This is a genomic window from Acidobacteriota bacterium, from assembly GCA_019347945.1.
GTDB lineage: Bacteria > Acidobacteriota > Thermoanaerobaculia > Gp7-AA8 > JAHWKK01 > JAHWKK01.
In genome coordinates this window covers 42,024-67,236 of the sequence record JAHWKK010000006.1, presented here as the reverse complement: position 1 = coordinate 67,236, position 25,213 = coordinate 42,024, and the positions used below count along the sequence as shown (strand labels likewise).

General features: G+C 62.2%; 26 protein-coding genes. 15 read left to right on the top strand and 11 right to left on the bottom strand.

All coding sequences use genetic code 11. The features are described from left to right. Positions 1–98 precede the first annotated feature (98 nt). The 5 genes from KY459_05535 to KY459_05515 are packed head-to-tail and all read right to left on the bottom strand — an operon-like array spanning position 99 to position 3,460. The gene (locus KY459_05535) at positions 99–983 is read right to left on the bottom strand and encodes an ABC transporter substrate-binding protein (GenBank protein MBW3564166.1); all 885 of its coding nucleotides are present in this window, start codon (positions 981–983) and stop codon (positions 99–101) included. A 15-nt stretch (positions 984–998) separates the two neighbouring features. Further along, the gene (locus tag KY459_05530) at positions 999–1,157 is read right to left on the bottom strand and encodes a hypothetical protein (GenBank protein ID MBW3564165.1); all 159 of its coding nucleotides are present in this window, start codon (positions 1,155–1,157) and stop codon (positions 999–1,001) included. A 28-nt stretch (positions 1,158–1,185) separates the two neighbouring features. Then, a complete protein-coding gene (locus tag KY459_05525) occupies positions 1,186–1,950 on the bottom strand; it encodes an ABC transporter permease (protein ID MBW3564164.1) in 765 nt (254 codons plus the stop codon). Continuing rightward, a complete protein-coding gene (locus tag KY459_05520; protein ID MBW3564163.1) occupies positions 1,947–2,699 on the bottom strand; it encodes an ABC transporter ATP-binding protein in 753 nt (250 codons plus the stop codon). Before KY459_05520 ends, KY459_05525 begins: the two co-directional genes overlap by 4 nt. Beyond that, on the bottom strand, positions 2,696–3,460 hold the full coding sequence (locus tag KY459_05515; GenBank protein MBW3564162.1) for an ABC transporter permease: 765 nt from the start codon (positions 3,458–3,460) through the stop codon (positions 2,696–2,698). Before KY459_05515 ends, KY459_05520 begins: the two co-directional genes overlap by 4 nt. Positions 3,461–3,834: 374 nt before the next feature. Here KY459_05515 and KY459_05510 point away from each other — a divergent pair, with 374 nt between their 5' ends. The 8 genes from KY459_05510 (at position 3,835) to KY459_05475 (ending at position 12,825) form a co-directional block, all read left to right on the top strand. Further along, a complete protein-coding gene (locus tag KY459_05510) occupies positions 3,835–5,502 on the top strand; it encodes a hypothetical protein (GenBank protein ID MBW3564161.1) in 1,668 nt (555 codons plus the stop codon). Beyond that, a complete protein-coding gene (locus KY459_05505; GenBank protein MBW3564160.1) occupies positions 5,499–5,963 on the top strand; it encodes a response regulator in 465 nt (154 codons plus the stop codon). The genes KY459_05510 and KY459_05505 overlap by 4 nt, the downstream gene beginning before the upstream one ends. 4 nt (positions 5,964–5,967) lie before the next feature. After that, positions 5,968–8,010 (top strand): PAS domain S-box protein, encoded by a 2,043-nt coding sequence (locus KY459_05500; protein ID MBW3564159.1) that lies wholly within the window; start codon positions 5,968–5,970, stop codon positions 8,008–8,010. Positions 8,011–8,114: 104 nt separating this feature from the next. Then, on the top strand, positions 8,115–8,357 hold the full coding sequence (locus tag KY459_05495; protein ID MBW3564158.1) for a hypothetical protein: 243 nt from the start codon (positions 8,115–8,117) through the stop codon (positions 8,355–8,357). Between the two features lie 356 nt (positions 8,358–8,713). Further along, entirely contained in the window at positions 8,714–10,042 is a 1,329-nt protein-coding gene (locus KY459_05490) for a hypothetical protein (GenBank protein ID MBW3564157.1), read from the top strand. Between the two features lie 17 nt (positions 10,043–10,059). Next, on the top strand, positions 10,060–10,689 hold the full coding sequence (locus KY459_05485) for a DNA-3-methyladenine glycosylase 2 family protein (GenBank protein ID MBW3564156.1): 630 nt from the start codon (positions 10,060–10,062) through the stop codon (positions 10,687–10,689). 287 nt (positions 10,690–10,976) lie between these two features. Then, positions 10,977–11,945, top strand: coding sequence for an SPFH domain-containing protein (locus KY459_05480; GenBank protein MBW3564155.1), 969 nt, complete (start codon positions 10,977–10,979; stop codon positions 11,943–11,945). Between the two features lie 4 nt (positions 11,946–11,949). Continuing rightward, positions 11,950–12,825, top strand: coding sequence for an SPFH/Band 7/PHB domain protein (locus KY459_05475; GenBank protein MBW3564154.1), 876 nt, complete (start codon positions 11,950–11,952; stop codon positions 12,823–12,825). A gap of 101 nt (positions 12,826–12,926) precedes the next feature. Here the strand turns inward: KY459_05475 and bla are convergent, their stop codons facing one another. Together bla and KY459_05465 are read right to left on the bottom strand one after the other, a co-directional pair. After that, positions 12,927–13,787: a subclass B3 metallo-beta-lactamase gene (gene bla / locus KY459_05470; GenBank protein MBW3564153.1), complete on the bottom strand. Its 861-nt coding sequence runs from the start codon at positions 13,785–13,787 to the stop codon at positions 12,927–12,929. A gap of 94 nt (positions 13,788–13,881) precedes the next feature. Beyond that, positions 13,882–14,361: a DoxX family protein gene (locus KY459_05465; protein ID MBW3564152.1), complete on the bottom strand. Its 480-nt coding sequence runs from the start codon at positions 14,359–14,361 to the stop codon at positions 13,882–13,884. A 235-nt stretch (positions 14,362–14,596) separates the two neighbouring features. Here KY459_05465 and KY459_05460 point away from each other — a divergent pair, with 235 nt between their 5' ends. From KY459_05460 to KY459_05440, 5 genes are all read left to right on the top strand, one after another. Further along, the gene (locus KY459_05460) at positions 14,597–15,451 is read left to right on the top strand and encodes a DMT family transporter (protein MBW3564151.1); all 855 of its coding nucleotides are present in this window, start codon (positions 14,597–14,599) and stop codon (positions 15,449–15,451) included. 208 nt (positions 15,452–15,659) lie between these two features. Further along, entirely contained in the window at positions 15,660–15,938 is a 279-nt protein-coding gene (locus KY459_05455; protein MBW3564150.1) for a DUF2191 domain-containing protein, read from the top strand. Positions 15,939–16,011: 73 nt separating this feature from the next. Beyond that, positions 16,012–16,770, top strand: coding sequence for an META domain-containing protein (locus tag KY459_05450; protein ID MBW3564149.1), 759 nt, complete (start codon positions 16,012–16,014; stop codon positions 16,768–16,770). 434 nt (positions 16,771–17,204) lie between these two features. Beyond that, complete coding sequence (locus KY459_05445) at positions 17,205–17,969, top strand: DUF547 domain-containing protein (GenBank protein MBW3564148.1); 765 nt, start codon at positions 17,205–17,207, stop codon at positions 17,967–17,969. A 154-nt stretch (positions 17,970–18,123) separates the two neighbouring features. Continuing rightward, on the top strand, positions 18,124–19,167 hold the full coding sequence (locus KY459_05440) for a saccharopine dehydrogenase NADP-binding domain-containing protein (protein MBW3564147.1): 1,044 nt from the start codon (positions 18,124–18,126) through the stop codon (positions 19,165–19,167). A 6-nt stretch (positions 19,168–19,173) separates the two neighbouring features. Here KY459_05440 and KY459_05435 read toward each other — a convergent pair whose 3' ends face one another. After that, positions 19,174–21,018, bottom strand: a complete 1,845-nt coding sequence (locus KY459_05435) for a DEAD/DEAH box helicase (protein MBW3564146.1) — start codon at positions 21,016–21,018, stop codon at positions 19,174–19,176. Between the two features lie 143 nt (positions 21,019–21,161). Between KY459_05435 and KY459_05430 the strand changes: the two genes are divergently transcribed. Beyond that, positions 21,162–21,686 (top strand): GNAT family N-acetyltransferase, encoded by a 525-nt coding sequence (locus tag KY459_05430; GenBank protein MBW3564145.1) that lies wholly within the window; start codon positions 21,162–21,164, stop codon positions 21,684–21,686. Between the two features lie 42 nt (positions 21,687–21,728). Here KY459_05430 and KY459_05425 read toward each other — a convergent pair whose 3' ends face one another. Both KY459_05425 and KY459_05420 read right to left on the bottom strand, forming a co-directional pair. Next, the gene (locus tag KY459_05425; protein MBW3564144.1) at positions 21,729–23,528 is read right to left on the bottom strand and encodes a GspE/PulE family protein; all 1,800 of its coding nucleotides are present in this window, start codon (positions 23,526–23,528) and stop codon (positions 21,729–21,731) included. Continuing rightward, positions 23,525–24,007 (bottom strand): EVE domain-containing protein, encoded by a 483-nt coding sequence (locus KY459_05420; GenBank protein MBW3564143.1) that lies wholly within the window; start codon positions 24,005–24,007, stop codon positions 23,525–23,527. Before KY459_05420 ends, KY459_05425 begins: the two co-directional genes overlap by 4 nt. Positions 24,008–24,105: 98 nt before the next feature. Here KY459_05420 and KY459_05415 point away from each other — a divergent pair, with 98 nt between their 5' ends. After that, the gene (locus KY459_05415) at positions 24,106–24,591 is read left to right on the top strand and encodes a YbjN domain-containing protein (protein MBW3564142.1); all 486 of its coding nucleotides are present in this window, start codon (positions 24,106–24,108) and stop codon (positions 24,589–24,591) included. A gap of 11 nt (positions 24,592–24,602) precedes the next feature. Here KY459_05415 and KY459_05410 read toward each other — a convergent pair whose 3' ends face one another. Further along, positions 24,603–25,163 carry a hypothetical protein gene (locus tag KY459_05410; GenBank protein MBW3564141.1) on the bottom strand — a complete coding sequence of 187 codons (561 nt, stop codon included), beginning with the start codon at positions 25,161–25,163 and terminating at the stop codon, positions 24,603–24,605. Positions 25,164–25,213: the final 50 nt, after the last annotated feature.

Below are 25,213 nucleotides of genomic sequence, written 5' to 3'. Positions count from 1 at the left end.
GAGGGCGAGCCTCCGGCGGGCCGCGATCCTCGAAACCGAACCTGAAACAACAATCATCCGGCGGGGGCTCCGGTGATTGGGCGCCCCTCCGCCGAAGATCATTCCGCTCTGCCGCTGCCGGGCTCGTATCTCCACGCGGTCTCTTCTCGCGCACCCTCTGCGAATCGGGTGTCGACGTAGTCCGAAAAGGGGATGTGGCGCTCGAGAACACCGGTCTCGATCATCAGCCCGACGATCTCGTCGAACTCGTCCTCGTACGGGGTCAGCGGCGTATAGCGCACACGGTCGAGCGGGTTCGTCAGCGCCCAGCGGAGAAGCGTCGGGTCCTGGCGGTAGTAGTAGCGTCCGACGAAATCGGCAGCGTGCTCGCGGTTCCTCTTCCCCTCGTCGAGCCAGAGTCCCGATCGCGCGATCCCGTCGACGAGGATCTGGACCGCCTCGGGGCGCTCGTCGATCACGTCCTGTCTCACCACCAGGACGCAGGAGGTGTAGTCCGGCCAGTAGTCCTTCGCGTGGAACAGAACGCGGCCGAACCCCGCCATCTCGGCCTGCGACGGAAACGGTTCGCCCATCGAGAATGCGTCGATCGCCCCGGCGGCGAGCGCAGCCGGGACGTCGGGAGGTGCCATCTCGACGAGCTTCACCTCCGATGGCGGGATCCCGAAGTCCTTCAGGACCCTGTAGACGATCAGCCGTTCATTGGAAAAGCGGCTGGGAATGGCGATCGTACGCCCGCGGAGATCGGCGGGTGAGCGGATGTCGGAATCCTTTCCGACGACGACCGCGCTTCCGTAACGATGCCCGAGGTAGGTGATTCTGAGCGGTACGCCCTGAGCCCGCAGGGCGATTGCCATCGGTGCGACCATGAATCCCGCCTGGATCCGGTCGGACATCAGCGCCTCTTTGATCTCCGGAAAGCCCTGGAAGAGCCTCGGAATGAAAAGATTGCCGTGGTCCGAGTAGGCCGAGATGTAGTCGGTCACCGGGCACGCGAGATGTCACGTGACCGGGATGTATGCGACGTTGAGCTTTCTCTCGTCCGGAGGAACGAGCCCGTTGATCACGACCGACCAGTTCACGTTCCATGCTCCATGGAGGATCGTGACCAGACTGACCCATGCAACCGTCGCCAGCATCATCTTCTTACGCATCGTCATGCTGCAGCTCCTTTTGAATTCGGCCGGATTAATCACGAAATCCCCATCGAACCGAGGGGAGTCGCTCAATCAGTCGCGTGGTGGTGTCGAGCAGGAGCCCGATCACGCCGATCAGGATCATCCCTGTGACGACCAGATCGTACCGCTTGCCTGCGTTGCGCGCATCGATGATCAGGTAGCCGAGTCCGGAATCGACGGCGATCATTTCGGCCGCGACGAGCACCAGCCAGGAGATGCCGAGCGCGATGCGGAGACCGGTCAGGATCGAGGGAAGGCTGGCGGGGAAGACTACGCGAACGAGGACCTGGAGTGTCGAAAGCCCGAAGTTGGATCCGGCGCGGAGGTAGATCGCGGGAACGTTTCTCACGCCATCGGCAGCCGCAACAATCAGCGGAAAGACTCCACCGAGAAAGATGAGGAACACCGGTGCAGCGTCGCCGATGCCGAACCAGATCACCGCGAGCGGCATCCAGGCGAGCGGACTGATCGGTCGCAGCGACTGGACGAGCGGATTGAGCGCACGGTCGAGCAGGCCGAACCATCCGGAAAAAATCCCGATTGGGATTCCGATCGCGATGGCCAGCCCGAAACCGATGGCGACGCGGCGGAGCGAATCACCGATGTACGAAAGCAGCACGCCGCGGCGCGCGAGCTCACCGAATCCGGCGACGACCTCGGAAGGCGAGGGAAAGACGGGCGTGCCGGTCGCTCGGACGAGGAGCGACCACAGCACGAGTATTGCGACGGCGGTGCCGAGCGGGAGGGCGATCCGTTCGATGAGCGGGCGGGTCATACCTGATGAGCCAGTCCGATCTCCGCGAAGATCGAGTCGCGGAGCTCGATATAGCGCGGATCGCTCAGATCGCGCGGGTGCGGAATGTCGATCTCGACGATGCGCCGGATCCTGCCGGGGCGCGCAGTCATGACGACGACCCTGTCGGCGAGCTGAACCGACTCCTCGATGTCGTGAGTGACGAAGAGAATCGTCTTTCGTTCGGCCTCCCAGAGCCGAAGCAGCTCGCGTCGCATCTGGAGCCGCGTGATCGAGTCGAGCGCGCCGAACGGCTCGTCGAGGAAGAGGACGTCCGGATCGACGGCGAATGCGCGCGCCACCTCGACGCGCTGTTTCATCCCTCCCGACAGCTCATGGGGGTAAGCGCGCTCGAATCCGCGGAGGCCGACCATCGCGATGTAGTGCGCGATCCGTTCGCGTGCTTCGGCAGGTGGAAGATGGTCGAGACCGAAGGCGATGTTTCCCTCGACTGTGAGCCACGGAAAGACGCCGCGCTCCTGAAAGACGAAGATTCTGCGGCGGTCGGGGCCGGTCACCGGCTCCCCGTCGATCGTGACGGTTCCGCTCGATGGAGCGAGAAATCCGGCAACGATGTTGAGCAGCGTCGATTTCCCGCAACCGGACGGTCCGAGAAGGCAGATCAGCTCACCCGCACGAACCGAGAGACGGATGTCGCGCAGAGCTTCCACCTTCCCCTCGTCGGTGCGGAATTGCCGATTGACGTCGACCATCTCCACTTTAGACGTCATCGGACGTACCCCCAGCGCACGGCAGGAAGGCGTTCGAGCCGCCGCATGGCGAGGTCGAGTACGAGGCCCAGCAGCCCGATCATCACCATGCCGGCGACCACGAGGTCGTAGCGATTGCCGGCATTGCGCGCCTCGATAATGAGAAACCCGAGTCCGGAATTGACGGCGATCATTTCGGCGGCGACGACGACGAGCCAGGACACGCCGAGCGTGATCCGCATACCGACGAAGAGGCGGGGGAGGATCGCGGGAATGACGATTCGCCGGACCATGGCATTGCGATCGAGTCCGAAGTTTCGGCCGGCATCGAGAAAGACCGGATCGACCTGACGCACCGCCTGCATCGTCACCGCGATCATCGGGAGAAACGACGCGATGAAGATCAGAAAGATCGCGGAGAGATCGCCCACGCCGAACCAGAGGATCGCGAGCGGAATCCATGCGAGCGCGGAGATCGGCCGGAGGATCTGGAGCAGCGGACCTGCTGCGGCTCGTGCGCGGGGTGCGAGGCCGAGCCAGACGCCGAGCGGGACGGCGAGTCCGACCGCAAGCAGATACCCCCAGGTGGTGCGGAAAAGAGAGGCGACGATGTATCGGAACAGCAGCCCGCGCTCCAGAAGCTCGAGCGTCCCCGCCGCCACCGCGACGGGCGAGGGAACGAGCGGGCGAGGGTCGAGCATGACGGCGGTCTGCCAGAGGATCACGAAGAGCGGAATCGATAGGAAGGGTGCCGCCCGCCAGACGGCGCGTCGCAGACTCATCGGGTCGGAGAGTCTAACCGATCTCCTGACCGGAACAGTCTGTTCTGAAGCGTTCATGTCGATCTGCACCCGGAATCGGAGGATCTCCGAGCGCCTCCTGTTTTGTCGGCTCCGAGTGGCATGTTTCCTGAAATTGAAATGGTGATCAATTCTGTCGCCATTGGTGGTTGATCCGTTCAGCTGAAAAAGTGGGTGCCGGCGCCGGCCGGGATGTCATTCGCCTCCGATGCGAATCGTCCTTTTCTGCGCGTTCGGTGTAAGATGGGCAAAACCGAAAACTCGTGAAGACGTAACAGAAGAGCGGGCGTGTTTCCGGGTCCTGACCAGGGATCCGAGGAGCTCTCCGAGACGCTACCTTGTTGATGGAGGCAGAGATGGGCGGGCAGGAGGCGACTGCACAGGCGGAACGATCGGAAGCTCCGATCTTCGGGCGTCGGACTGTCGCATCGGATTCCGATGGTCTCTGGGCGTCTGATGACCTGCTGCACCTTCACGCCTGGCGCCTCCGCCAACTCTCGCTCTGGTGTGCCGTTGCGGTGGCGGTCGGGAGCATGATCGACCTGGTGGGGCGGTCGTGGCTGATGAGCTCGCTCAGCCTGGCCATCGAAATGGATCTTCCGGCTCTTCTTGCTTCACTGGCCGTCATTTCATTTCATTTCAGAAGGAAGGTGGGCCTGGGAGTGGCGCGGGCCCTTTCGGTCCTGGCTTTTGCAACCCTGATGGTCTCGTTCGTCTTTGGTGGGTTTCCGGCCGTCCACCTCGGAGCATTCTCGGTGCTGCTGCTGGTCACGTCGGGCTATCTGCTGATGAGGACGGAGAGGTTGGCTCGGGCCGCGGCGGACTGGCTCACGGTGACGGCGATAAGTATTGCGGGTGTGGCCCTGCTCGCTCGTCTGTTCCGCATCGACGATGTCGAAGGCGTTCAGCGATTCGTGATGATCAGCCCTCTGACGGCAGCCGGTCTGATGGTGTTCGGAGTCGCTGTCCTCTGCTCCGACACGGAATGGGGGATCGCTCGCGCATTGTCGCAACCGAACGCGGCGGGCCGGATGCTGCGCTGGTTTCTCCCGTCGGCTCTCGTGGGGACTCTGGCGCTGGGACTGGTCATCGGGATGGCCAGAGACGCACAGCTCTTCAGCAGAAGCTTTGCGTTACCACTCTTCGTGGCGCTCGAGATGCTCGCCTTGTCTTTTCTGATCTGGCGAAGTGCCGTACAGCTGCAGGAAATCGATGATGAGCGGGCCGAAGCGACACGAGGATTGCGCAGAGCGAAGGACGAACTGGAGGCCCGTGTAGCAAGGCGGACGGCAGAGCTTCAGAAACTGAATGGGGAGCTCGAATCCTTCTCGTACTCGATCTCGCATGATCTGAGGGCTCCGCTGCGTGCGATCGCGGGCTTTTCGCAGATCCTGCAGGATGAATACGGTCCTCGCCTCGACGACGAGGCGAAGCGGTATCTCGGAATCATCCGGACGAATACGGAGACGATGGGTGATCTCATCTCCGACCTGCTGGCGTTCTCGCGTGTGTCGCGGCAGGAAGTCAGGACCACGACCGTCGACATGAGCCGGCTCACGCAGGAGCTGGTCGCCGCGGCGGCCGCCAGGCTCGGAAAAACGGTCGAATTCGAACTTGAAGCCCTTCCACCGGCCCAGGCGGATCCCGCAATGACGAAACAGGTCGTGGAGAACCTCGTTTCGAACGCGATCAAGTACAGCGAACGGAAGCCCGGGGGAACCATCCGCCTCCGGGGTGAGCGCGGTGAAAAGTTCAACCGGTATCTGATCGAGGACCAGGGCGTCGGATTCGACTCCCGGTATGCCGGCAAGCTTTTCGGTGTTTTCCAGCGACTCCACGGAGATGAGTTCGAGGGCACCGGAGTGGGGCTGTCGATCGTCAAAAGGATCGTCGAGAAGCACGGAGGCGAGGTCGGAGCCGAGTCGCAGCTCGGAGAAGGAGCGACGTTCTGGTTCACATTGCCCGCGGCTGATGCGCGGCCGGAGCGAGATGAAACAAGTGAGGGGGAAAAGGAGAGGCGATGAAAGAGGAAGAATTGACCGATGTGGAAATTCTGATTGTCGAGGATAACCCGCACGATCTGGAGCTGACTCTCAGAGCTCTCAGAAAGCACAACATAACCAACAAGATTCTCACTCTCAGCGACGGTGCCGAGGCGCTCGACTACTTCTTCTCCGACGGGAAGTTCAGCGGCCGGGACATCAACCGGAAACCACGGGTGATTTTTCTCGATCTGAAGCTTCCGAAGGTCGACGGGCTGGAAGTTCTGGAGAAGCTGAGGGCGAATGAGGCGACCAAGACGATTCCGGTCGTCATGCTCACTTCCTCGACTGAGGAGAAGGATCGCCTTCAAAGCTACAAGCTCGGTGTAAACAGCTTTCTGGTGAAACCGATCGCTTTTGACGAGTTCATCAAGGCAGTCTCGCAGGCAGGGTTCTACTGGCTTGCCCTGAACCGTCCCCCTGAAGACGGCGAGAGGAGATGACGGCTTGCTGAAGCTTCTTCACCTGGAGGATTCGACCGTCGATCAGGAGCTGATCCGCAGGCAGCTGAAACGTGAAGATCTCGAGCTCGACTGTACCTATGCGAACGATCGGAAGAGTTTCCGGAAGTGTCTGGATGAGCTGGAACCCGACGTGATTCTGAGCGATTTCTCGCTGCCATCGTTCAATGGGCTCGAGGCCCTGAAGATGGCGAAGGAGAAGTATCCCGATACCCCTGTGATCTTCGTGACCGGTGCTCTCGGTGAAGAGAAAGCGGTGGAGTTTCTGAAGGAAGGAGCTGCCGACTACGTCCTGAAGGACAGACTCCAGCGGCTGGGATCTGCAATCGTTCGTGCCAGAGAAGAGGCAGACGCCCGGATCGAGAACCGGAAGGCTGAAGAAGCGCTGCGGCATCGACAGCGGCTGGAACACGTGATCAATCGTTTCTCGGTGAGCTTCGACAAAGGCGAGATCGACAGTCTCGAGCCAGCCGTTCAGGAAGCGCTCGACGATCTCGGGCGATTCATCGGAGCTGAACGGATCTGCATTTATACGAAGGACCCCTCGCGGAAGTACCTGACGAATACATTCGAATGGGCTCGGCCGGGCCTGGAAAGACGGGGCGAGTGTCGAGTTCCGCTTCATCGGTTCGAGTCGCTGTTCCACGAGTCCGGGCTCTCGAAGCCTTTACGCGTGAACAGTATCAAGGATCTTCCGCCCGAAGCGGAGCCGAAGACCTGGTTGTTTTCCGATCCTCGGATCGAGTCACTTCTGCTGGTTCCGATCTCGCCGCTGGGAGAAAACCTGGGGCTTCTCGTTTGCGAAGGACTCGCGGACGCCGATTGGTCGGACGAGACAGTCGGCCTGATCAACATCGCCGGAGAGGTTCTGGGAAATGCGATCAGAAGGGTCGATACCGAGCGGGAGCTTCGGGAAGAACGTCAGTTTCTCGAGAAAGTACTCGACTTTTCCGAAATGCTCGTGATCGTGATCGATGACGAGGGGCGCTTCGTTCGCATCAATCAGGGTTTCGCGGAAGTGACCGGTTACTCCCCTGAGGAGTGCATTGGACGCTCGATGTTCGATCTGTTCGTCACCGACGACACTCGGGAGACGGCCGCCGACGATCTTAAGAGGGTGCTCGAAGAGGGTTCCATCGAGTATTACGAGAAGCCGATTCGAACCAGGGATGGAGACCGTCGAATCGTTCGATGGAAAGCTGACACGTTCACCCACAACGGGGAGCGGCAGATTCTCGCATGCGGCATCGATCTGACGAATCTCAGGGATGCCGAGAACCGACGGATTCAGATGGAGTTGAAGCTCGCCCAGGCCGAGCGGATCGACAGCCTCGGTCGTGTCGCCGCGAATGTAGCGCACGAGTTCAATAACGTCCTGATGGGGATCCAGCCCTTTGCAGAGGTCGTGGCACGCGTTGCAGGCGAGGACGAGCGTCTCCAGATGTGTGCCCGGCAGATTTCGCGATCAATTAAGACCGGCACGAGAATCACCGGCGAGGTGCTTCGGTTCGCCCGACCGGCCGTTCCGACGAGGCAAGTGGTTTCTGCCGGGGACTGGCTGCGGGAGCTCGTCGCCGCAAGCAGGATGGCCCTCGGCGATCAGATGGAAGTCGTCCTCTCGGTCGAGCATGACTCGGAGATTTCGATCGACGGCTCGCAGATGGAGCAGGTGATCATGAATCTTCTGTTGAATGCACGCGATGCCATGGACGGAAAAGGGCGCATCGAAATCGTCGTTGCATCGCCAGCGTGGGACGGGGGAGGTCGCTTTGGTGTTCTCGCAAATCCGCACAGCCACGCGCACGTCATGGTCAGGGACCAGGGCCCCGGGATAGCGAGAGATGTCCGGGAACGGCTGTTCGAGCCGTTCTTCACCACGAAGCCGAAGGGAACGGGACTCGGGCTCGCCGTCAGTCACCAGATCGTTCGCGCGCATGGTGGCCACCTCTTCGTCGAGAGCGAAGAGAACCGGGGCTCGACATTCCACCTGTTTCTTCCGAAAGCGGATCAGCCGGAAAGTGAGCAATAGGTTGGAGGTTGGAAGTTGGAGGTTGGAGGAGTCAGTTACGTCTTCATCGTTGCCCTTCAACAGAGGTCTTGCTATGGTTGAATCCGTTCGAACAGGAGGAGACGATGGTTACGGAACCTCAGCCGCAGAAGAAGAAGGCGCAGCCCGGGCAGGCGGTCGCAGCGGGTATCGCAATTGGACTATCCATTGGACTTCTGTTCGGGGTCGCGCTCGACAATCTCGCGCTGGGGCTTGCTCTCGGAATGGGTCTCGGTCTCGTCTTTGGCGGTGCACAGGAGAAGAAGCGCGCGAAGGAGCCTCTTTCAGGCGACCCGGCGACCGATCTGCCGGAGTCGCCCGCAGAGTGACCGCACCGCGGACGTAGCCTCGGCTCGGAATGAAGTGGCAGCCTTTTGCAGCGCTTCGCTTGGCCTGATGTCCCACCCTGCAAGGTCCCTCGCTTGCCCGCCCGACCGCCCGCTCGGGACGACGTCGGTTTGAGTATGGGGTGCGGAGTTTTGCGGGCTCCGGTTTTCATTCCCGCTTCACCGGCGCAAGGTCATGCCCAGCGAAGCGCCGACCCAACATCGCCCTTTCTCCGGCGCATCTCGCGTTCATTCCCGCTTAACCGGGGCGTAGCTTCGTTCAAATGGCTCGGGATGACGCGGGCTGGAAAAATGTCGCGCCCCGCATTTGGCCCCGCTCCCGCATCGCAGCCTCGGCGGTGAAAAGAATCCTCCTCATCGCAGTCCCGATCCTTCTCCTGGCGGTGATCGGGATCGGTCTGGTCGAATTCGATTCTCCCGAGCTCGGACGGCTCCTTCTTTCCCGGCTCGGCGAGCGCGCGGAGATGGATCTCCAGGCCGACGAGCTCCGGGTGAGTCTGCTTCGGGGAGTGACGATCCGGAACATGCGGGGATCATCGACGGGAGTGGACCGCGACCTCGATCTCGAGATCGAAACGGTCCGGCTCGAGCACCGGTTGCTCCCGCTTCTGCGGGGAGAGTGGGTATTCGATCGCATCGAGATCGAAAGCCCCCGTATCGAGCTCCAAACCAGCGCGTCAGGCGAGCTCTTCGGTGCGGCGGCCGTTCCGGCGGCGCTCGCGATCCCCGACGAAGAAAGCTCCGAGGCGAGAATGGTGATCTCGTCGATCCTCATCACGGATGGAAATTTCGTAGTCGTGTCGGATGGAGAGACGGGGCTCGCGATTCGAGGATTCCGGCTGGAGCTCGACGAGCTCCGGCTCGATCCTGCCGCGAGCGCGGTCGAAGGTCTCTCGGGGCACGGCACGCTCGTCAGCGATTCGATTCAACTCGGAGATCTCATCGCTCGCGACTCGAGCGGACCACTGACGCTGCAGAACGGCACGCTGATCCTCAATGGCCACCAGTTCGCGACCGAGCTCGGAGAGTTCGAAGCGGAGGTGCTCGAGATCGATCCGGCGGCGGAGCCCTTTACCTACAGGCTCATCCTGAAAGGCGATCCGCTCCACGTCGCGTCGCTGCTCGGAGGCTCGGGGGAAGGAGAGACGGGGGAGTTCTTTCTCGAGGGAACGGGAGCAGGACCCGAGAAGGATGGGCTTCGCGGAGACGGCCGCGTTCATCTGCCGGGAGGAGAGGTCCCTTCTTCTCCTTATCTCGCGCTGATCGAGTCGCTCCTCGGAGGAGTGCCGATCGCCGGTGAACGATGGGAACCGGCGGACGTCGATTTCGAGATCGCGGAGAGCACGGTCCGTCTGCTTCCGTTCACGATTGCGCTCGAGAGCGCACAACTCGACATCGAGGGGGCGGTCGATCTCGAGGGGCCGCTGAATCTCGACGTGCGGGTCGGCGCGCCGCGGGCTATGGTGCGCGTGAAGGAGATTCCGGACGAGCTGGTCGACATACTCACCGACGAGCGTGGGTACGTTTCGATCCCCCTGGTGATGCGGGGCACCATCGAAGAGCCTCGTATCCGTCCCGATTGGAATGAGCTCGCACGGATCGGGAGAAGCAACCCGGGCCGGGTGCTCGAATCGCTGGAGAAGGGCCTCCGAAGCCTCCTCGACTGACGGGATAAGCTGGGGCGATGAAGGGGCTCACGAAACGATCGTTCCGCGCGGCGGTGAAGAGACTCGCTTTGCTCGACCCCGACCTCGGGCGCGTCTTCCGCGACCACGGGTACCCCGAGCTTCTTCCGCGAGAGCCGGGGTTCGCGACGCTCGTCATGCTGATCATCGAGCAGCAGGTTTCGCTCTCGTCCGCGCGCGCAACGTTCGCCCGGCTCGTCGATGCAGCGGGCGGCGAGCTCACTCCCGGGCGCTTCGTCGAGCTCGACGACGAAACGCTCCGCGCGATCGGATTCAGCCGGCAGAAGGCACGGTATGCACGACTGCTCGCCGAAGCGATCCTCTCCGGTTCGTTCGACCCGGCGGCGCTCGCGTCGATGTCCGATGACGAAGCGCGCCGGGCGCTGCGATCAGTCACCGGGATCGGACCTTGGACCGCGGAGGTCTATCTGCTCATGGTCATGCTGAGGCCGGATGCCTGGCCGACTGGAGACCGCGCGCTCGTGGTGGCCGCCCGGGAAGTCAAGCGACTCGAGGTTGACCCGACGACCGAAGAGCTCGAGAAGATCGGGGAGGTGTGGCGTCCGTACCGCGCCGTCGCCGCCCGCATTCTCTGGCACCACTACCTCAATACGATACGTGCCCGCTGAACGACGGAAGCCTCGCGATCTCGGGGTATAGGATCGGCGGGATTGAGCGAAGACGTGGCGCTCGACGGAAAGGTGGTCATTCGAGATCGTCGACGGCGGCGTCACGGCGCCCTATCGCTGAGCAAAACCGGGGACCTCTCCAGTCCGGTTCGGGTCCGCCGATACGCATAACCACCAGTTGAGGTACAGCCTCTCCGGAAGCGAAATCTCTGTGGTAATCTGCCGCGTCGAAAAGCGGCAGTACGTCCACGGTCGTCGGTTCAAAATTGAATTGAGGAGGGCTCTTCATGAGTCTGATCGCCTTCATTCTAGGCCTGCTCGTGTATATCGTTTTCAAGGTCGGCATTCGAGGTTTCTACACGGTGCGGCCTGACGAAAGAGCCGTCAAGACGAGTTTCGGGCGCGCGGAGAGGATGCCGGGCGCGAGCGAACAAACGCATCCGAGCGTTCAGGACGAGGCGGATCTCTACTCCTACCCGGCACTGCGTGTGATACCGCCGGGAGGGCCGTATCTGAAGATGCCGTGGCAGAAGGTGCACAAGGTACCGATCGCCACGCAGGCGCTCGACATCGTCTGGGATCCGACAAAGCAACAGTCGACCATTGAAGCCGTCACCAAGGACAACCTGACGACGGGTGTGAATGGCCAGATCCGTTACCGGGCTTCCGAAGAGAATCTCTATCCGTATCTGTTCGGCGTCGAGAGCCCGCTTGAGCATGTGATGGGGTATTTCATCTCCGTGCTCCGCGAACGGATCGCCAACTTTTCCGATCCGAAGGGAGCTCCGCTCGTCGGGGGAGATGCCGGTACTCCGTCGGCGGTGGAGCTTTCCGAGGGAGTGTCGATCAATGATCTCCGCAAGAACCTGCCGATGATCAATGAGTACATGGAGCAGCAGTGCAACTCGACGATCGGACGATATGGGATCGAGCTCGATGCAGCGCTGATCACCGAGATCGATCCTCCGCCAGAGGTCGATCAGGCGCTGTCGGCGATCAACTCGACGCGAAACCAGGTCGCGGCCGACATCTCAACGGCTCGTGCCGATGCCGAGCAGCAGATCACGATGAGCGAACGCGCCGTGGAGATTGCACGGAACAACGCGGAAGCGGAGGTCGCGCCGCTTCGAGAGCTCGCGACCATTCTTTCGAAGATCAAGACCACCGGTGGGAGGGATGCGCTCAAAGCCTACATGCGCAACCTTCGCGTTCCACTCTATGCCCGGGCCGATCGCGTCATCCGGGTGGAGGACTGAGCCGATGACACCAATGCCATTCATTGCTTTCTTTCTCGGTCTGATCGTCGTTCCGATCGCCCTCGGTCTCGCAAAACGTTTCGGGATTTACGCCGTCGTCGAGGAGCGGGAAGCTCAGGTCTTCACGGTATTCGGCAAGGTTCTGGGCGTGCTCGACGAGCCGGGTCTCAATTTCCCGATGACGCAGCTCGGCATGCGCGCGTTTCTCGTCCCGTTCTTCGGTAAGCGCTACCGGGTTTCGACCGCCTGGAAGCAGCATTACTACCGGAAGCTGATGGTGAACTCCGAAGAGGGGACGCCGATGGGCGTCGGCATCTGGTACGAGATGAAGGTCAGCGATCCCGTCTCGTACCTCTTCGTCAATGCGAATCCCGAAGGATCGCTTTCGGCGAATGTCGCCAGCTCGACGATCTCCACGCTGTCGAATCTGGAGATGGAGAAGATGCTCGAGAGCCGGCACAGTCTGAGCCGGACGGTTCGTGCGGCGGTTTCGCCGCTCAGCGAAAAGTGGGGCTACAGGCTCGGCTCGGTCTACATCAGAAAGGTCGCGTTCACCGATCGCTCGATGGTCGACAACATCACCGAGAAGGTCGTGAAGCGGCTCGTTCAGGTCACCAGCGCCATGCGGCAGGACGGAGAGAACCGCGTGGGGCTGATCCAGAGCGAGACGGCAAAGAAGGTCTCGCAGAAACTTGCCGAGGCGTCGGCATCGCGACCGGCAGTGGTCGGGGAGACGCTCAACCAGATCAGGCAGACGGACCCGGAGATTCTCGATGCCGTGCTCGAGGTGATGGAAACCGAAAAGCTGCTCTCGTCGCCCGCGAAGGTGGAAGTCGTTCCGCGCGACTCGTCGATCCTGATCCAGACCAGCGGAGGCTGACGGAGGACTGGCGGGGTAGCGATACGGGGTCGGGTCTGAACTTGGAACTTAACGCCGAAATTGGTCGAAAGCCGGGATATTCCGGGCGTTAAGTTCCAAGTTCAGACCCGACCCCGCGCTTTTCTCTGCCTCGCGAGCTCTTCCTCGAAGCGGAGTCTCCACCGCTCGACGTAGCTCTTCGTGGCGGCCGGGTCGATGAAGGGATTCGGACCGCCGGCCTTCATCGCCTCGATCTTGCGCTGAAGCTGGATGAAGCTGCCGTGCGTGGTCAGAAGGACGTCCGCGTCGACCGATCCGAGCCGTTCGAAGCTTCGTCGATAGTCTTCGATGATCTCCGGATAGCTGTCGTTGCCGACCAGCCGGTAACCAGGAGCGGAGAGGCTGTTCGCGAAGAGGACCCGGTACTTCTTTCCTACTTCGACGACATCGAGAAGCCAGCTCGTGCTTCCTTTCGTGTGGCCGGGTGTCGCCATCGCGGTGAGGCGAACGCCTCCGAGCTCGATCACCTCCTCGTCGAGGACGAATCCGTCGACCTTTACCGGAGGGAATGTAGCGTCGTCGCCGAAGGCGAAATCACCTCTTCCACCGCTTTCGATGAGCCTGGCATCCGCCTCCGAAACGAGCAGACGTGCTCCCGTCGCCTCCTTCATCCTGGCGAAACCGCCGGCGTGGTCGTAGTGTGCGTGACTGTTGAGCATGATCTCGACGTCGCGCGGATCAAATCCGAGCTTCCTGATCGCACCGAGAATATGAGAGACGTTCTCCTCCATCGGAGCGTCGATCAGGATGTGACCCTCCCGGCTCGTGATGAGCCACGAGGTGAGGTCGGCAGTTCCGACGTACCAGACGTTGCCGATGACGCGAAATGGCTCGACCGGCTGGGTCCACGAAGCAGGGTCGTCGCCAGTCAGCGGGACGGCCAGCGCGATCAGGATCGAAGCGGCTACGCAGGTTCTTCTCAAAGTGTCACCTCCACAATCGGAAGTATGAAGCTCGATTGTGGCGTCATCGTGTCGATCCGATGAGATTTGCGCGGAGAAGGTCACGTCGGGTCGATCAGGCCGGTTGGTGCCCGCGCTCCCGCCGCCGCCGGATGAGCTCGTCGAGCGAGTAGCGGCCCGGCCCGGTCAGTGCCAGAGTCAGAAAGACGACGAGGAACATCAGCGCCGGCTGTTTGCTCGCCCACGACTCCGACAGCTCTTCGAAGAACAGACGCGCTCCCTCCGACATCGTCCACGGATCGGTCCCATGCGCGACGAATGCGGCAACGCCCATTGCGATGATCGGCGGGATCGCGGCGATCCGGGTCGCGAGTCCGATGACGACCAGGCCGCCGCAGATGAGCTCGGCGAACATCAGAAGCCAGAGGCTCGCCACATTCCCGATGCCGATCGGATCACCCATCATCTCGTACTGATCGTCGAGAATCATCTGAAGCTTGCCCCAGCCATGGGTCATCAGGAAGCCGGCGATCCCCACTCGCAGGGTCAGCAGTCCGATGGACGTGGCATTATCGCGGTCGAATGTCTTCGTCATGGGTGAGTTTTTCCGTCGTGCGCTCCGACCCAGTGCCGGACCGCAGGAACTTATCCCACGCTGGCCCGCCTGTCGTTTCCGGCACTGGTGACATTCTTGAAGTTTGAGAGTCTGTAACGTCATTCGCGATGGAAGAGGACGGCAGAGCGGGGCCGTGCCTCTCGGACCGGTTTCCTCGCCGGTCCGAGGGATTTCTGTTCTGCCCGGCCGGATCGTGCGTATAGTCTCGGGCTCGATGAAGAGCGGATTCGGCGGGATCTGGTGGGTCGTTGCGGCGGCGCTGCTTTGGTCGAGCGGCGGGCTCGGGATCAAATCGGTCGCCGACCCTGCGCTGAAGGTCGCGTTCTACCGATCGGCGATCGCGGCCGTCGTCCTCTTTGCGATCTTTCGTCCCAGGGCGGTGCGATGGACGGTGCCGTTCCTCACCGCGATCGGAAGTTACGCGATCTGCCTGACGACCTTCGTTCTCGCGACGAAGATGACGACCGCGGCGAACGCGATTTTTCTCCAGTACAGTGGCGTCGTCTGGGTGCTCGTCGCATCTCCACTCGTGCTGAAGGAGACGCTGCGGCGCCGCGACGCGATCGCCTGCACGGTTGCCATCGGCGGGATGGCGCTCTTCTTCATCGGCCGTTTCGGCGGAGGAACGATGGCTGGGAATCTGATGGGCCTGGTCTCGGGAATCTTCTTCGCGATTCTCGTCGTCGCACTCCGGTTCGAGAGAGGCGCCGGCGCCGAGGCCGCGGTCACGTGGGGGAACGTCCTCGTCGCGGTTGCGCTGTTTCCCTTCGTTTTCGACGACCTCGCGGTCACTCCCGTATCGCTCGGATGGCTCTTGTTTCTCGGCGTCTTCCAGATTGCGCTCGCGTACGCCTGCTTCGTGAAAGGGCTCGAGAGCGTCACGGCCACCGCCGCATCGCTCACGGGAATGATCGAGCCCGTCTCGAACCCGGTCTGGGTCTTTCTCGTCCTCGGAGAGCGGCCGTCGCCGTGGGCCATTGCCGGCGGCGTGATCGTTCTCGCGGCAATCGCCTGGCGGACAATCGAGACCGGCCCGCCGCATCGGCGAAAGGTGGCGCCGCCCGATTAGGGATTAGGGATCAGGGATCAGGGATCAGGGATCAGGGATTGGAGGAAGTGAACTCTGTGCGCCCGTTCCGCATCCTCTGGGAGGGCGAGGCTCCTGCCGAGCCGCCCCGTCACATACTCGCGCAAATGTCGGCTTGCTGAAATCGAACGAAAAGCGGAGAAATCCGGATCGGCATCTTGACATCAAAGCCATCAGGTATATGGTTCAGATGCGGACCACCCTGACCATCGACGACGATCTCTACGACGTTCTGCGGGAGCGTGCGTCCGTCCAGGGTGTTGCCTTTCGTGACGTCGTCAACGATGCGTTGCGGCGTGGCCTGATGACCGGATCTTCAGGCGAGCGAACCGAAGCGAGATTCGAGGTGGTTCCGCGATCCCTCGGGTTCCGCCCCGGGGTCGAACCGTCGCGGCTCAACTCGCTCCTCGATGAGTTGGAATCGGAAGGTCTTGCAGAGCATACGGGGCAGAACACTGCCGATTCCTGACGCCAGCATTCTCGTCTACGTGCGCGATCCGATCGGATGACCCGTGGCGTGCTTCTTGATCGCTCGGCAGGCCATGAGACTCTTCGCGTTTGCGGTTCTCCTGGTTGCCGGCTGCAGCGGTTCCGCTGTCACTGACGCCACGAGCGAGTTGAAGGTGCTCGCCGATACCGAGTGGGAGCTCGTGTCGATCGAGGGAAACCCGGTGCCCGCCAAGCCCCGCGTAACCCTCACGTTCGAGCATGATCAGCTCGGAGGTTACGCCGGTTGCAACTGGTTCGGAGGCACCTATGCGCAGACGGGCTCGAGGCTCGAGCTCGGAGATATGCAGCAGACGTTGCGCGCCTGCGCCGAACGCGCCGCCAATGACCGCGAGACGGCTTACCTCCGCGCATTCGGTCGCGTCTCCCGCTGGTCGGTCGAGAACGGCCAGCTCCATCTTCGTGACGATTCCGGGAACACGCTCCTCGTATACGACCGGAGGGTGCCGCTCCGGATGAACCCGGACGACCTGATCGGTACCGAGTGGAGACTTCGCTCGATGGAGGGGGCGAGGGTCCCGACCGGCTCCACGATCACGCTCGAGCTCGAACGCGGCCGCATCGAGGGATTCGCCGGATGCCGGGGCTTCACCGGTACCTACACGGCGGAAGGTGACGAGATCGACATCACGACCATTTCGATGAACGAGATGGAATGCCGGGACGAGGGGCGCCTCCTCTTCGAGGGCCAGTTCACCACCGACCTCTCCGAAACGGTCAACTACGAGCTCGAGGGGGACACGCTCACCCTCGTCACGCACCCGGGCCGGAAGCTGGTCTTCGACCGCCGGTGACTTCGCGAAGTTGGATGCCGTCGGAGCCTCGGCGCTTCCAGGCGCAGCGGCGGTGCTATCGTCGAGCCAAGCCACGATCCGCAGGCCCCTTGCAGCCCGGGGTGGAGCCGCGTTGCCGCGAATAACCCGGGTCAAGCGCACAATCTCGAGCCATGGAAGAAAGAGATCGATGCGCCCCGGCAGGGCGGTCAGAAAGTAGCGCGCTACTTTCTGCCGCGCCGCCGGCGCTGGATCCCCCAGGCCTCTGCAGTGGGCGCCCTTTCGCCCTCCGGATCGAGCCACGCCGGGCCTCGGAACGATGCGGCAGCCTCCGCGCTCGCGAGCCTGCGCACTCGAATAGACATTCAGGATCGGTCCCGCCACGGGCACTTTTGAAAGTATCCGGAATCATCCGGTCGTCTTTGAAGTAATCTCTCCTGAAGGAGAATGTGACGATGCGACGAGCGACGGCGTTTCTGGTGATGGCCCTGGCAGCGTTCCCGGTGGTTTCCGAGGGGGCGGAACCCGACTATTCGGAATGGGGAGCGATTCTGAAAGAGCATTACGATCCCGCGCGCGGCATGGACTACGCCGCTCTGAAGCGTGACCGGGCAAGGCTCGAGAAGCTGCGCAACGAGATGGCGAAGGTCGACGTTTCGTCGCTGAACCGGAATGAGCAGCTCGCCTACTGGATCAACCTCTACAACATCAGCGCCGTGTCGGTAGTCACCGACAACTATCCGGTCGATTCGATCCGGTCGATCTCGACCGATCCGATCATCAGACTGAACGTCTTCAAGAAGAATTACGTGAAAGGTCCGGACGGGCCGATGTCGCTCAACGACGTCGAGAACGTGAAAATCCGCGAAGGTTTCGGCGATCCACGGATCCACTTCGCGATCAACTGCGCGGCGAAGAGCTGCCCGCCGATCCGGGAGGAGCCGTACGTCGGCGCCCGGCTCGACGCACAGCTCGACGACCAGACGCGCAAGTTCCTCAATGGCAAGCTCGGCGTGCACTTTCGCAAGAGCCGCAACCGGCTCGACGTCTACACGACGAAGATCATGGACTGGTTCGGTGAGGATTTCGAGAAAGCCGGAGGCGACATCGCCTTCCTGAAGAAATACCTCAGCCCTGACAAGCTGAAAGTGATCAACGAAGCGTCGGAAGTTCGCGTTCGCTACGACGACTACGACTGGGCGCTCAACGACAGGAAGTAGCGACTCGAATCACTCTGCCGTCGGATGAAGGTGCGGCCCAGGTCTGACGGGTCCGACAGGTCTGACACGTCTGACAGGTCCGACAACGCATGGCGATTGAGCCACTCCACCGGCGCTTTCTCATCGGACGAGACGCCGCTGGTTAGAATGAACCATGTCGAAGCGGTGGCTGATCTATGGAGCGTACGGGTTCACCGGGAAGCTGATCGTCACCGAGGCGCTTCGAAAAGGGATGCGCCCCGTAATCGCGGGGAGGGATCCGGAGCAGATCGAAAAGCTCGCTTCGGCGACCGGGCTCGAAGGTCGTGCATTCGCGCTCGACGAGGGAATCGACCGCGAGATTTCCGATGTCGAGCTGGTTCTCCACTGCGCGGGACCCTTCGAGCAGACGAGCGCTCCCATGGTGAGCGCCTGCATACGAGGTGGGGTGAGCTATCTCGACATCACCGGAGAGATCGAGGTCTTCGAGGCCATCATGCGCCTCGGCGCCGAAGCGAAGGATGCGGGCATCGTGATGATCCCGGGTGTCGGCTTCGACGTCGTGCCGACCGACTGCCTCGCGGCGAAGCTTGCGGAGGATGTCGCGGACGCGTCTCATCTCGACCTCGCGTTTTCCTCGAAGAGGGGAGGGATCAGCAGAGGAACGCTGAAGACGATGATCGAGGGGATCGGAAAAGGAGGTGCAATCCGGAAAGAGGGGAGGATCGTCCGAGTCCCGGTCGCGTGGGATTCCCGCGAGATTCCTTACGAGTCCGGGCCTCGCTCGTCGATGACGATTCCGTGGGGAGACGTCTCGACGGCGTTTCACACGACGGGCATTCCGAATGTTCGCGTCTACACGGCTACGCATCCGAAGACGATTCGCCGGATGAGAATGCTCCGCTGGCTGCTTCCCGTGGTGGGTCTGCCGCCGGTGAAGTGGCTGCTGCTGCGGATCGCAGATCGCCGCAGCGGACCGGACGAAACGGAGCGGGGGAAAGCGCACATCGAGCTCTGGGGAGAGGCGTTGAACGCTTCGGGGGTGCGCAGGTCCAGAACGATGCGCATTCCGGAGGGCTACACCTTCACGGCCGCCTCCGCGGTTCTCGCGGCAGAGCGGGTCATGGAAGGAGGAGTCGAGCCGGGCGCGTGGACTCCGGCGCGGGCATTCGGCGCGCGATTCGTCGACGATGTGGTCGCGGAGATGGCGAAAGCGTGAGCTCGGTTACTTTCGCTTGACGGGTTTGCGAGGACCAGCGCCGGAGCGGCCCGACGTCGTTTTACCGGCCGGCCTTCCGGATCGCGCGCCACCTCTGACCGTTCCCTTTGGTGGCTTCCCCCGGTCTCGTACGCCGCCCGCGGGCGGCCGGCCGAGCCCGGGGCGCGCCGTCCGGATGTCGAATGGCTTCCCTTTGAAGCGGGCGGCCTTGAGCGCGCCGACCACCTGGCGCTCATACCTCTCCGGAATCGTCACGAGCGTGAAGTCGTCGCGAATGTCGATCGGTCCGATGTCGGAGCCGGGGATGTCGGCCTCGTTTGCGATCGATCCGACGACGTCGGCGGGGCGGATTCCTGCTTCCTTCCCGATTCCCATCATCAGCTGAACCTTCGGCTCGTCCCGACGCTTGCGGTCGAACGCTTTCGGCGCACGTTTCGAGTCGTCACGCCGTTTGTCGGCGCGCGGCGGAGCGCCGCGCTTTCCCTTCTGATCCCGATCTCTCGGGCGCTCGGGTGCGATCTCGGGAATCGCTTCTTCGAGCGGGGTGAAGCTCGCCGCGCTGCTCGCAAGTCGGGCCGCCGCGGCCGCGATCTGCGTGAGATCGTGTGGACCTTCTGTGGAGAGCTCGGTGACGAGGTTGCGATAGAGATCGAGGTCGCCCTGTTCGATCTGAGCGGCGATCCCCTCCTTCAGAATGGCCACACGGCGCGCGGAGACGTCCGCCCTGGTCGGCATCTTCATCGGCGTGATCGAGGTGCCGGTGTGCTTTTCGATGTCGCGCATCATTCGTTTCTCGCGCGGGGTGACGAAGAGCGTCGCGGTTCCGCTGCGCCCGGCCCGGCCGGTGCGTCCGATCCGGTGAATGTAGGCGTCGACGTCGTTGGGGATGTCGTAGTTGACGACGTGAGTGATCTGGTCGACGTCGAGCCCGCGGGCGGCGACGTCCGTCGCGACGACGATCTCTACCTCGCCCTTTCTCATCCTTCTGACGACCGCTTCGCGCATCGCCTGGGTCATGTCGCCGTGGAGGGCGGCGGAGGCGAAGCCGCGCGCCTGGAGCTTCTCGGAGAGATCGGCGGCCCCGAGCTTGGTGCGCGTAAAGATCAGCACTCCTTCGCTCTGCTCGAGCTCGAGGATCTGTGTGAGAGCCGTCAGTTTCTGGTGCTGCGAGACATTGAGGAACTTCTGCTCGATCGCGGGTGCGGCGACTCCGCGATGCTCGATCTTCACCGATTCCGGATCGCGGAGGTGCGTCTTCGCGATGCGGAGGATCGGCTGCGGCATCGTCGCCGAAAAGAGTGCGATCTGCCGCTCCTTCGGAGCCTCGGAGAGAATCCGCTCGACGTCGTCGATGAAGCCCATCCGCAGCATCTCGTCGGCCTCGTCGAGGACGAGCATCGAGATGCTCGAGAGCGAGAGCGACTTCCGATTGAGATGATCGATCAGACGTCCCGGCGTGCCGACGACGATCTGGACGCCGCGTTTGAGATGCTTGATCTGCAGGCTGATCGGCGCGCCGCCGTAGATCGGCTGCACCGATACGAATCCCGTACCCTGGGCATACGTATGGATCGCCTCGGCGACCTGGATGGCGAGCTCGCGGGTCGGTGTGAGGACGAGCGCCTGCGTGGTCTGGGTGCTCCGGTCGATCTTCTGCAGCATCGGGAGCGCGAACGCCGCGGTCTTCCCCGTTCCGGTCTGGGCCTGACCGATCAGGTCGCGGCCCTCGAGGAGGAGGGGGATGGTCTTCTGCTGGATCGGCGTCGGCGCTTCGTAGCCGAGCCGGCCGAGCGTCTCGACCAGGCGCGACTCGAGCCCGAGGGATGTGAAGTCGGCGGTGGAATCGGTCATTGGGGGTTCGCAGGTGCAAAAACCCGACCCCGGGGCCGCGACGCGGCCGTTCGAGGTTGGAGGTTGGTTTGCCCCGTGCTCCCAGCTGCCGTATTTCTGTCTCTCATATCCTCAAATCCTCATATCCTCATATGCTTTCCCGCATGTTCGGGCTGGAAACAGAAAGGCTCACGATTCGGCCGTGGAACGAGGAAGATCGTCCAGCTCTCGTCGAGATTACGAGCGACGGCGAGGTGATGCGCTACCTCAGCCAGGCGGGGGGGTGGGATGAGCAGAAGGTCACCGAATTTCTCGAGCGGCAGACGCGCAACCTCGGCGATGACGGCGTCTGCATGGGCGCGACGATCGAGAAGGCGACGGGAAGGCTCGTCGGAATCGCCGGCATCCAGCGCCTCGGAACCACGGAGGACTTCGAGATCGGCTGGATCTTTTCGCGCGACGCCTGGGGAAGGGGATTCGCAACCGAGGCGGGGAGGGCGGCGAGGGATCACGTGCTCGAGGTGATGCGAAAGCCGAGGGTTGTGGCGATCATCGATCCGGAGAACGTGGCATCGAAGCGGGTCGCGGAGCGTCTCGGGATGGCGTACGACCGGCGCGTCACCGGAGAAGAGATCGGGCATCGGATGCCGGAGATCGTGGTCGATCTGTACATCTATCCGGGAAGCTGAAGGCAGACTTCAGACATGTCTGACAGGTCCGACTGTCCGACCTCAGATTCCGGTCACCCGGATGACTTCTTCGAAGGTCGTCACACCCTCGGCGAGCTTGCGGAGCGCCGACTCGCGCAGTGTGCGCATCCCGTTTTTCGTGGCGACGTCCTTGATCGTGAGAAAGTCCTCGGAGCGATCGATGAGCTCCCGCATCGTCGAATCGATCTCGAGGAGCTCGAAGATCCCGCTGCGGCCGAAATATCCGGTGTTGCGGCACTTCTGACAACCCTCTCCCTCCTTCACCACGATTCGCTTTCCGGAGGGGGTCTTCAGGTTGAGCATCCCGGCTTCCTCGAGCGAGAGCGGGCGATTCCGTTTGCAGCCGTCGCAGATCTTCCGGACGAGTCGCTGGGCCATCGTGCCGACGAGTGTCGAGGAGATGAGGAACGGTTGGATGCCGAGATCGATCAGACGGGTGATCGAGGTCGCGGCGTCATTGGTATGCAGCGTCGAGAAGACGAGGTGACCGGTCAGCGCGGCCTGAACGGCGTTCTGCGCCGTTTCGAGGTCACGGATCTCTCCGACCATGATGATGTCGGGATCCTGGCGAAGAATCGTTCGGAGCGCGGAGGCGAAGGTGACGCCGATCTTGTTCTGCACCGAGGTCTGATTGAACTCGTCGTAGATCATCTCGATCGGGTCTTCGATCGTCGTGATGTTGACCTCGGGGCTCGAGACGAGCCGTAGGGCTGAGTAGAGGGTCGTCGTCTTTCCGGAGCCGGTCGGACCTGTAACGAGGATGATGCCGTGGGGACGATGAATCCAGTTCGTGAAACGATTCATCTCGTCGTCTTCGAATCCGAGCTCCTTGAGATCGCGGAGGAGAACGTCGGGGTCGAAGATGCGCATGACGATCTTCTCGCCGAAGGCGGTGGGAAGCGTGGAGACGCGGAGCTCGATTTCCTTCCCCTCCCGCTCGGTCTTGATTCGCCCGTCCTGAGGCCGCCGTTTCTCGGCGATGTCCATTCGGCACATCGTCTTGAGTCGCGAGGTCACGGCCAGGTTGACCAGACGCGGCACGCGCTGGATCGGATGAAGCACGCCGTCGATCCGGAATCTGACGAGTGCGTGCTCGCGCTTCGGTTCGATGTGGATGTCGGACGCGCGCGAGTCATACGCGTGCTGGAGCAGGTAGTCGACGGCGTTGACGATGTGCTGATCGGAGCTTTCGATTTCCTGGTTCGACTTCAGCCGGACGAACTGCTCGAGATTCAGCAGATCCATTCCGCCGCGGAGGTCGCGCTCCGCCTTGGTGACCGAGGAGCGGAACCCGTAGATGTCGTTGATCGCGTGCATCACGTCGGCTTCCGAGGAGACGACGAGCTCGATCTCCTGCCCGGCGATGTTCCGGAACGACTCGATCGACGCGACGTCGAAGGGATTGACGACGGCGACGCGAAGCCTGCCGTCCCTCACGGCCACAGGGAGCATTCGATGCCGGCGCGCGAACGGGCGCGAGATCTTTTTTTCGATCAGGTCGATGTCGAGCTTCAACGCATCGATCTTGAAGTAGGGGAGATCGGCATCCTCGGCGATCAATCGTGCGATCAGAATGTCGTCGATCTTCGTCCCCTGCTGGCTCGCGTCGGTGAGATTGAGCGCCGACACCGTGGCGATCGGAGATGGCTCATCCTCGCTGCGCTTGCGGTCGAGGACTTTTTTCTTCTGCTTGTCGAGCTGGTCGATCTCCGCGCGTTGTTGTGCGTCGATGAAGCCGGCGCCGTAGAGCAGGTGCGCGATGTAGCCGATCGAGATCTCCTTCGATCCGGTGGCGAACTGTTCTCCCGCGACTCCCGTCATTTCTTTTTCGCTTTCTTCGCGCGGCCCATCCTGACGACCGTCTGGAAGTGTTCGCGCTCGACGGGCTGTACCGAGAGCCGTGATCCCTTCCGGGTGACCATCATGCCGGCCAGCTTCGGCTCGTCCTTCATCTCGGAGAGCGAAACGGTACCGTCGAATTTCTCGACGAATCCGATGTCGACCATGTACCAGGTCGGGTTCTCGGGGTCGCTCTTCGGATCGAAGTAGTGGTGTTTCTTCTGAAAGGCGGATTGATCGGGATACGCCTCCCGGACGATCTCGGCGACACCGGTCACGCCCGAGGGATCGGCGTTGGAAGCGTAAAAGAGAACCTTGTCGCCGGTCTGCATCTGATCCCGCATGAGATTCCGCGCCTGATAGTTACGGACGCCTTCCCAGCTGGTCTTTCCGTCGCGCTCGAGATCCTCGATGTCGTAGGCTGATGGCTCGCATTTCATCAGCCAGTACCTGGTCGGCATACGGCCATTGTCGCAGATCGTCGCGCGCGCTCAAACTCGCGAAGCGGATCGTAACCGTCTGGTCGCACGGCCGGACCCCGGCGACCTATAATGACCGGGTGAGCATTACTACCCGACAGAGATTCCACACTCCCTGCCAGGAGAAGGTGTATCTGCAGATTCGTGGCTATCTCGACATGCTCGTCGACGAACACTTCGACGACGCGGAGCACTGCGACTTCTATTTGAAATACGGCTCGACGCTCGTCGAGATCTCGATCGAGCCGTACGGACAGGATGATGCGATCGTCGAGATCGTGGCGTTCTGCGTGTACGGGGTGGAGCCGACGGCCGGGCTGACGCGAGAGCTGCTCCGTTTCAACGCCGAGCTGCCGATGGGTGCGTTCAGCATGGTTCACAACGATGTCTTCTACAGCCACGCATTCCTCGGGCGGCGTCTCGATCCCGATCAGCTGATCTCATCGCTCGACAACGTTGCGATGGTCGCCGACGAGCATGACGACATCATCGTCGAGAAGTACGGCGGCGAGCGGGCTCTCGACCGGTTACGGGCCTGGTCGCGACGAATGCCTCACGTGAATTAGCAGCGCCTCGATCAGTCGGCGGTGGTGGTGGTTCGCGCCGCGTCGTCGCCCGCCTCGTCAGCATCAGGTATCGGCTCGCGATTCCGGATCGCGTAGCGGATTGATGTCCCCGCGCCGCTGGGCATTTCCCTGAGCTCGAGCATGACGCTCGGAGAGCCGTCCGGAATCGCCGAGCCCGGAATGAACGGCTGCTTCATCGCTTCATTGAGCGGAATGACCAGCCGGCGAGCAGACTCGTTCCTCGAAGGGTACGGGGCCGGATGGTCCCAGGCGCGGAATTGCGCGAGGTAGGTCACATAGTAGTGCCACACCATCGGAAAAGGATCATTCGTGACGAGGTCGAACGAGTCGCCATTCTGTCGCTGTTCCTCCGCTCCGGGATAGATGGGAATTGCCGGCTGAATCTCGTCGAGGCGGGCACGCAATGCAGGCGGTGGCGGGGCGACGATTCCTCCGGCCGCCACGGTATCCGTTTCACCGGGGACCGTCCCTTCCTCCGGTTCGGACCGCTCACGGCACGCCGGCACCAGAAGAACGAAGATCAGTGGAAGCAACCCTGCACGCCGCATCATCCGCGTTCCCGAGAGCAAGCGATGTGCCTCGCTCGGGTTCGTGGTCCGCG